Genomic DNA, 7,830 nt, shown 5'->3' with positions numbered 1-7,830 from the left:
CGGTACCAGGGCCGCAGGGTGAGCAGCCCGATCAGCCACACGGCGACGGTGAGCAGCAGGTACAGGCACCAGTAGTGGGTCAGTGCCAGGCAGCCGGCGGCGAGGGCCAGGCCGATCACCGAACGTACCGACGGTGCCCGCAGCACCCGTTCCATGGCGAGCCCGCCGAGCGCGGTGAGTAGCACGATGAGGCTGTACATCCGGGTCTCGGTGCCGAAGTACAGCGCGAACGGCGAGGTCAGGTACAGCACGACGGTGACCTTCGCCGCGCGGGCGTTCACCACCCGCCGCGCCAGCAGGAACAGCGGCCACGCCGCGGCGGTGTTGATCAGTGCGGACAGGGATCGGACGGCGAGGTTGCTCTCCCCGAACACGGTGATCCACCCGTGCAGCACCAGGTAGTACAGCGGTGGTGAGCCGTCCTGCAGCAGGCCGTCCCACATGGTGACGCCCGACCCGTGCAGCGGGAGCCGCGCGATGGCGACGCTCTGCGCCTCGTCAAGCCACAGCGCCTGGTTGGCGGTGAAGCGCACGATGACCGCGGCGGCGACGAGCACCCCCACCACCGCGGCGAACACCCGCCCCGCACGGTCGGGCGCGTCCCCGACCCGGTCGACCGGCCCGGGGAGCTGCTCCGCCGGCCGGACCGCGACATCCGTCACGGTCAGTCCCTTCCGTCCACGTTGCCCATGGTGCGGCGAGGTCGGCCGGGCCACGATCGGCCGACCAGGCAGGTCCGCACCCGGTGCAGGTCTCGTGCGACAGCCCCCCGCGCCGCGGCGATGCCGGGCGGGCGCGGGGGACAGGCCGCGGATTACGTGCCGGGGCGGTGGGCTGGCCACCGAAGCCGCCACCGGGGCGCGCCGAGTGGGCGCCGCGAAGCGTACCGTCCCGCATTCTGGTCGGGTCGGCCGCCGACGGCACGTCGACGGCGACCGCTCGACGACCATCGAAGATCCCGGCCGGGTCCTCCATGGGCCGCCGCAGGGCCTCGGCCCACCCCGAAAGTCCGGGTGGGCCGAGCCGTCGCGCTCAGCCGGTCGGCCCGGCTGTCAGCGCTTGGCTGCGCCGCCGGGCGACGACACCTCCTCGTGGTAGTCCTCCTCGACGTTGACCTCCCACACGTCGTGCTTCGTGCCGTCGACGATGTTCTCGACGGTCAGCATGGCGGTCAGCATCGAGTGGTCCTGGTTGTTGTACCGGTGCATGCCGTTGCGGCCGACCGGGTGCACGTTCGGCGTGTTCTCGGCCAGCCAGGCCCGAATGATATCGACGTTGTTCTTGTACTGCATGTCGTAGTACGGGTACGCCTTCGGCATCCGCACGACGAATCCCTGCTCGACCTGGGAGGCCCGGATGAGCCCGAGTTCGACCAGCTCCTTGGTGGCGAGCTTGATGAGATCCTCATCCGAGCTGTTCCACGTCTCGTCGCCCTCGAAGACGAAGTACTCCAGGCCCAGACAGGTCCGCTTGTCCTTCACCAGGAACGGCGACCAGGAGGCGAAGTTCTGGATCCGCCCGACCTTGACGGCGGGGGAGTGGATGTAGATCCAGTTGTCCGGGAAACCGGCCTCCTCCGGTACCACGAGGGCGACGGTGAGAAAGTCGCGGTACTTCAGCGCGTTCGCCGCGGCCAGGACGTGGTCGGGCACCGGCGGGTCCATCACACGGACCAGCGAGGAGAAAGACATCGACGAGATGATCTCGTCGGCGGGGTACTGGTACTCGCTGCCGAGGTCGCTGCGCGACGATTCCGGCGCGCCGGCTCCCGGGCCATATCCGCCGGTCACGGTGGTGGTAACGCCGGTCGCCCGGCCGTCAGCGTGGTGAATCTTGCGGACCTTCTCCTCGAAGACCACTCGACCGCCCTGCTTGACGATCTTGTCGGTGGCGGTTTCCCACATCATTCCAGGCCCGAACTTGGGGTACTGGAACTCCTCGATGAGGGAGGTGATATCCGTCTGGTTCCGCTTGGGCAGTACCGAGTTCACAATGGCGTTCATCATGGACAGGCTCTTGATGCGCTGCGCCGCCCAGTCCGAGGGCATCTCGCTGACCGGCACGCCCCACAGCTTCTCGGTGTAGGTCTTGAAGAACGTGCGGTACAGCCGCCAGCCGAAGCGGGCCACCAGCCAGTTCTCGTAGTTGCTCTGGTCCTGCGGCGGGCGCACGCGGGCCGCGGCGTAGGAGGCGATGCAGCGCGCCGCCTCCACCAGGCCCAACCCGCCGAGTGCGTTCGTCGCCTTGAGTGGGTAGTCGAAGAACTTCCCGTTGTAGTAGATGCGGCTCGATCGCGGCCGGAGCAGGAAGTCCTCCTCCGGCAGGATCTCGTGCCAGAGCTTCTCGACCTCAGGTACCTTCGTGAAGAAACGGTGGCCGCCGATGTCGAAACGCCAGCCGTCCCGCTGCGCGGTACGGCTGATTCCGCCGACGACCGAGTCACCCTCGATAATCGTCACGGGCACGTCCCGTTTCACCAGCTCCCAGCCGGCGGTCAGACCGGCCGGCCCGGCTCCGATGACGACTACCTCTGGCTTTTCGGTCACTGTGCCGGACCTCTCCTCAACGCACCTTCATGGTCACTCCCGCGGCCGGATGCCGGGCATCCACCGCCGGGGGCGCCGGACCCTGGGACCGGCCTCGGGGGGCAAGTCTTGCATGCGGACGGCTGTGACCCATCCGCACCCCCTCGCCGTCACCGGCACGATCAAGCGTGGTACATCCGGTCTATTCCCCCCTGCCTGCCTGTCCACCTGTCCATTGCGGTGAGTCCGCCGACTGTGCCCCGGTCCCGCTCTGGCATCGTGCGGACATGGGCTTGCCTGTATTCAGTTCGCGGCAGGCAGCCGCGGCGTGGCCCGAAGGTGCCGACTCGGGTCCGCGCCGGACGTTACCGGCGATCCTCGTCGGCTGGTGCGCCCTCGCCTGGGGCATCGCGGCGAAGGACGGCCGGTACGGCGCGTGGGCGATGGCCGGCGTCCTGCTCGGCGTCGCGGCCGCCGCGCTCGCCACCGTCCACCACCGCCCGTCGACCGAATCCTCCGTCACGTCCGCGGGCGGTGTCGTCGGGCCGAGCGTTGTCGGGCCGAGCGTTGTCGGGCCGGGTGTCGCTGGGTGCGGTGTCGCCGGGTACGGGCGGGCGTGGGTCGGTAGCTGGCTGCTCGTTGCGCTCACCGTCGGGTTGGGGCCGATCGTGCGCCATCCCCGCTACTACGCCACCGGGCCGCCGGCCGCCGTCGCCGACGCGCTCGCGATCATCGCGGGCCTGCTTGCGACCGCCGCGATCCTGATGGCGCTGGCCCCACCGCCGGTCGGCGCGGGCCGGCGGGCCGGCGGGCCGGCGGGCCGGGCACTGGTGGCAGCGGGTCTCGTGGCGGCGCGGCGGGCGCTTGGCTCACCCGCGCTGTTCTGGGTCGTGCTGGGCCTGGCGGGCGCCGCGGGCATCGCCACGATCCGGGCGGCGCCCGCGCCCCGCATCGATGTGTTCCACCTGCTGCAGATCTCCACCTCGGGGCTGACGCACGGCGCGGACATGTACCGCCAGCAGTGGGCACCCAACCGCGCCGCCTACCCCGTCGACGGCCTGTTCGACGTCTACCCCTACCTGCCGTTCACCTCGGTGCTGCTCGCGCCGCCACGGTTGCTGCTCGGCGACGTCCGCTACGGGCTGCTGCTGGCGCTCGCGGTGGCGGCGGTCTGCGCGCGCGGTCTCGCCACCGGCCGCCGCGATGACGGCGGTGTGGGCGGTGTGGGCGGGGCCGGATGGCCGGTCGCCGTTGCCGTGCTGCCGCTGCTGGTGGTGATCTTTCCTGAGTCGATGTACGCGCTGCAGCAGTCGTGGACCGAGCCGCTGCTCGTCGCCTGCCTGGCGGCCATGGTGCTGGCCGTCCGAGGCGGTCACGGGCGCACGGCGGTCGTCGCCCTCGCCCTCGCGCTGGCCACCAAGCAGCACGTCGCCCTGCTGCTGCCGGTCGCGGCGGCCTGGCCGCGATTCGGGCCGCGGCGCACGGCCGCGGCCGCGGGGGTGGGGGCACTGCTCGTCGTCCCGTGGGTGCTGGCCGGGCCGGGGGACTTCGTCGACGACGCGGTCTGGACGAACCTGCACTACCGGGTGCTCGGCCACTCCCTGTCCGTGCCGGGCTGGGCGGCGCACTTCGGGGTCACGTTCGGCTTCGGGCCGGCTGCGGTGGCGCTGGTCGCGGCGTACTGCGCGGCCTGGCGGGCGCGCGGCGACGCCACCGGGTTCTGCCTCGGGGCCGCGCTGGTACTGCTCGCGCTGAACCTGATGAACAAGCAGACGTTCTTCAACCACTACACGCTGCCGATGGGCCTGCTGGTCCTCGCCGCCGCGGCCCTCGGCGCCGGCGGTCAGCGCAGAGTGGAGAAACGTTCCAGCGACGCACCCTCGTAGAGGTCGCGCCGCTCGACCTGGACGGTCCGGTCGCGCAGGGTCGCCAGCTGGTCGGACAGCACCGCGCAGGCGCCCTCCAGGAACCGGTACCCGTCGGCGCGCACGAGCAGGACCGCGTGGTCGGGGCCGGCGAGTTCGTTGACCTCGGCGGCGAACGACGTGCCGTTGGCCCGCTGCATCCGGTCGGCGTAGTCGACCCAGTCGACGAGCGCCGGGCCGCTGGCATCCGCGTACACGATCTCCCGGACGGTCAGTGGGCCGTGTCGGACCAGCGCCCGGTGCACGGCAGGGCCGAGCTGGTCGGGGCAGTAGGCCACCACGTCGCCCGGCCGGGCGAGCGCGACGATCCGCCCGGCGATCTCCCCGGCCTGCGTGCGTTCGGTGCGGGCCAGCTGCCAGCCGCCGACCAGCCCGCTGAACACGGCCACGACCAGCACGATCGCGCGTACCCGCGTCCCGGGAAGCTGGGCGATGCCCAGAGAGGCCAGCAGCAGGCACGCCGGCAGGGCGATGCCGGTGTACCGCTCGGCGTAGGCGCTGCCGCCGAACGAGTTCACGAAGTAGGCCAGCACCAGCGGCAGCAGCCAGATCGCCGCCAGGTAGCGGCCCGGCACCCGACCGGTCACCCGGATCGCGAGCTCCCGGCCGGCGACCGGCCGGGCGGTCAGCCCGATGAGCGCCCCGCCGAGCAGCACCACGCCGAGCAGCGCCCCGGTCGACTGCGGCCCCGCCCAGTCGAACACCGTGTCCAGCAGCACCTGGGCCTGCACCTTCGGCGCCCACGGGGTACCGGTGTGCAGCATCTGGAACAGGAACGACGGCATCCACGGGGCGAACAGCACCGCCGAGGCCGCCATCGCCGCGAACGCCCGCAGTGTGACCCGGCGGTAGTACGGGCGCCGGCGGGCCTGCAACAGCAGGAACGCCGCCACCGTGAAGATCAGCAGGAACGTCCAGTAGTGGGTGTAGACCAGCGCCGCCGTGGCCAGCGTCAGCGTCCCCAGCCGGGGCAGGCTCGAGCGTTCCAGCGCGCGCACCGCCGCCAGCCCGAAGACCAGCACCAGCAGCACGACCAGCGAGTACATCCGGGTCTCGCTGCCGTAGCGGATGGCATACGGGGAGCAGGCGAACATCAGTAGCGTCGCCACGCCCACCCACATCGGGGCGTCGCGCTCGCCGTTGCCGGCGGCGTGGGCGGTGCGCCCGACCCGACGCCCGGCGAACCACGCCAGCGGCAGCGTGAGCAGCGACAGCACGCCCGACAGGGCACGAACCGCGACGTCGCCGTCGCCGAAGACGCTGATCCAGCCGTGCAGCAGCAGGTAGTACAGCGGCGGTGAGCCGTCGTGGCGCAGTGCGTGGAGCAGGTCCGGTACCGGCCGGGAGGCGATCGCGACCGTCAGCGACTCGTCGAGCCACAGGTGGCTCGGCGTGGCGAAGCGCATCACCGCGCCGATGGCGACCGCTACCGCGACGGCGGCCGCCAGCAGCCGCGGGACCAGCGGCACGGTCCGGATTCTCGCCGCCCGCCCCCACCGCTCGACGTGCTTCAACCGGCGCCGCCAGGCTCCCGGTGCCCGATCGTCGGACGCCGCCTCGCCGGCCACCCGCTTGCCGGCCGTACCGACATCGGGCTCGGCCGCTGCCGCCGTGTCCGTCGCTGCCGCCGTGTCTGTTGGCAGCGGCGCCGGTGTGTCCGTAGGCACCGCTGCCGTGACGATTGCCACTGCCGTCGTCGTGGGGACGGCTGCCACAGCTGCGTCGTCGGCGGTGCCTTCGTGCGGGTCGCCGTCCGGTGCCTGCTGGGGCAAGCGCGGACCGGGCAGGGACCCGGCCTCCCGGCCGGTGGCGGCCGTCCCGGGTGCGTCTGCGTCCACGATGGGAACGCTACCCATCTTCATGTCGCACGATCTTGCCTCCCACCGGGGACCCCCGACGCGTCGGGGGTGGCGCACGCTCCCGCGGCGGTGATCCCCGCAGGTCATCGCCGCGCCATAAGCCTGTCATCCATCGGCCACCCCGGAGCCGGCGGCCCGTGCGCGCGGTGCTGCGGCACCGGACCCGAGACCTTCGCGGCCGTCCTCTGCCGTCGCAGGGGCGGACCCGGCGAAGCCAGTACGGGCGGACCCGGCGACGCCGGTGCGGGCATCGCCCGGTCCTTTGCCGTTCGAGTCGCCGGTGTCCAGGCCGCCGCTGTCCGGATCCTCGGCGTCCAGGTCGTCGTCCTCGGCCAGCTCGCCCGCGATCTCCCCGGCGAGCAGCGCGGCGAGCGACGTCAACCGCCGCCGCCCGCCCGCATGGCGCACCGCGTTGCGCACGGCGGGGCCGTTCACGGTGACGATGGACAGGTGGGTCGCCGCCCGGGTGAGCGCCGTGTAGATCAACGGGCGGGTCAGCATCCGGCCGGCCTCCGGGGGGAAGACGGCGACGACCGCCGGCCACTCGCTGCCCTGCGCCCGGTGCACCGTCACCGCCCAGCCGTGCCGCAGATCGCCGAGGATCCCCGCGGGCACCTCGACGACTCCCCCCGGGAAAGCGATCCGCAGCGCCCCGCGTTCGCCCGCGGCGACGACGGTGCCGATCTCGCCGTTGGCGAACCCCACGTCGATGTGGTTGGCCGTCGCCACCACCCGGTCCCCGAGGTCGAAACCGGACGCGGCGCCCGTGCCCGGGTTGAGGACGCGTTTGAGCGCCGCGTTCAGCGCCCCCGTGCCGGCCGGCCCGGCATGCACCGGCGTGACGACCTGGATCTCGGCGGAGGGGATTCCCAACGCGCGCGGAATCGAGTCGGTGACGAGCTGCACGGTGCGGTGCGCCGCCTCCCCGGAACTGCCCGAGGGGACGACGACCACCTCGCGGCCGGGGCCCGGCGGGGGCGGCGGCAGCTCCCCGCCGCGCACCGCGGCGGCCATCATCGCGATCGCCCCGCCGTCGACCTGGCGGTAGAGCCGGCGCAGCTCCGTCACCGGGACCTCGCCGGACTCCAGCAGATCGGTGAGGACCTGGCCCGGTCCGATGCTCGGCAACTGGGCGGGGTCCCCGACGAACATCAGATGGGTGCCCTCGGCGCAGGCGTCGAGCAGCGCGGCGGCGAGTTCGGCGTCGAGCATCGACGCCTCGTCGACGACGACGAGGTCGGCGTCGATCGGGTTGTGCTCCCCGCGGGCGAAGCCGCCGCCGCGGCCCTGCGCGCCGAGCAGCCGGTGCAGGGTGCTCGCCGGCGCCCCGCACAGCTCCTCGAGCCGCTTGGCGGCCCGACCGGTCGGCGCGGCGAGCGCGACCTGAGCGTCCGCGGCCCAGGCGAGGCGGACGACGGCGGCGACGGTGCGGCTCTTGCCCGTCCCCGGCCCGCCGGTCAGCACGCTGACCCCCGATTCCAGGGCTGCCCGGGCGGCGGCGAGCTGCACCTCGTCCAGGCC

At 72.7% G+C, this 7,830-nt stretch carries 5 protein-coding genes; 1 reads left to right on the top strand and 4 read right to left on the bottom strand.

Annotated elements, in window-relative coordinates:
* A partial coding sequence (locus tag NBZ85_RS23990) for a glycosyltransferase family 39 protein (RefSeq protein ID WP_261562642.1) occupies positions 1-662 on the bottom strand: 662 nt, incomplete at its 3' end.
* A 390-nt stretch (positions 663-1,052) separates the two neighbouring features.
* Entirely contained in the window at positions 1,053-2,546 is a 1,494-nt protein-coding gene (locus NBZ85_RS23985; RefSeq protein WP_261562641.1) for an NAD(P)/FAD-dependent oxidoreductase, read from the bottom strand.
* A gap of 272 nt (positions 2,547-2,818) precedes the next feature.
* On the opposite strand from NBZ85_RS23985, the gene NBZ85_RS23980 reads away from it, so the two are divergent.
* Complete coding sequence (locus NBZ85_RS23980; RefSeq protein ID WP_261562640.1) at positions 2,819-4,411, top strand: glycosyltransferase 87 family protein; 1,593 nt, start codon at positions 2,819-2,821, stop codon at positions 4,409-4,411.
* On the opposite strand, the gene NBZ85_RS23975 is transcribed toward NBZ85_RS23980, so the two are convergent.
* Complete coding sequence (locus tag NBZ85_RS23975) at positions 4,369-6,306, bottom strand: glycosyltransferase family 39 protein (RefSeq protein WP_261560319.1); 1,938 nt, start codon at positions 6,304-6,306, stop codon at positions 4,369-4,371. The genes NBZ85_RS23980 and NBZ85_RS23975 overlap by 43 nt on opposite strands.
* 108 nt (positions 6,307-6,414) lie before the next feature.
* The coding region (locus tag NBZ85_RS23970; protein ID WP_261562639.1) for an ATP-dependent DNA helicase at positions 6,415-7,830 on the bottom strand (1,416 nt) is incomplete at its 5' end.

It is taken from the genome of Frankia tisae, from assembly GCF_025403405.1.
GTDB classification, from domain to species: domain Bacteria; phylum Actinomycetota; class Actinomycetes; order Frankiales; family Frankiaceae; genus Frankia; species Frankia tisai.
Note: the sequence above shows the minus strand (reverse complement) of the source record. Positions and strands in the feature narration are given on the sequence as shown.

What these genes read in the sequence shown, in the direction of transcription:
- NBZ85_RS23975 (WP_261560319.1), bottom strand. Translation starts at nt 6,306, where the DNA reads ATGGGTAGCGTTCCCATCGTGGACGCAGACGCACCCGGGACGGCCGCC.